At 47.8% G+C, this 592-nt stretch carries 1 pseudogene; it reads left to right on the forward strand.

The features are described 5' to 3' along the window. Nucleotides 1-592, forward strand: a pseudogene (locus D8852_RS09960) (SHIRT domain-containing protein); the annotation flags it as partial.

Genomic DNA, 592 nt, shown 5'->3' on the forward strand with positions numbered 1-592 from the left:
GTATCAAGTTACTTACCGCTTCGAGAGTGAGGTATCAAGTTACTTACCGCTTCGAGAGTGAGACAGATTGACTCCAAGTGACAGTGCACCTTATGTGAATGGTGCCTCTGTTTCAGCTCAGCTATGTGAATGGTGCCTCTGTTTCAGCTCAGCAACCAGCCCAAACCACTTACAAAGATGATGTGAACGACGGCACATGGACCTTCAAGGGTTACGACGCAGCCAGCACTGTGGTCAACAAGTCCGATGTTGAGTTTGTAGGGAAATGGTCCTTTGAAGCCAACAAGTACCAATTAACTTACCGCTTCGAGAGCGAGACAGCCTGACTCCAAGTGACAGTGCAACTTATGTGAATGGCTCCAAGTGACAGTGCAACTTATGTGAATGGTGCCTCTGTTTCCGCTCAACAACCAGCCCAAACCACTTACACAGATACTGTGAACGACGGTACTTGGACCTTCAAAGGTTACGACGTAACTAGCGCCGTTGTCAACAAGGCAAATGTAGAGTTTGTAGGGAAATGGGCCTTTGAAGCTAACAAGTATCAAGCTACTTACCGCTTCGAGAGCGCAACAGCAGGGAAATCTCTTCC

It is taken from the genome of Streptococcus mitis (genome assembly GCF_003942695.1).
GTDB lineage: Bacteria > Bacillota > Bacilli > Lactobacillales > Streptococcaceae > Streptococcus > Streptococcus mitis_BD.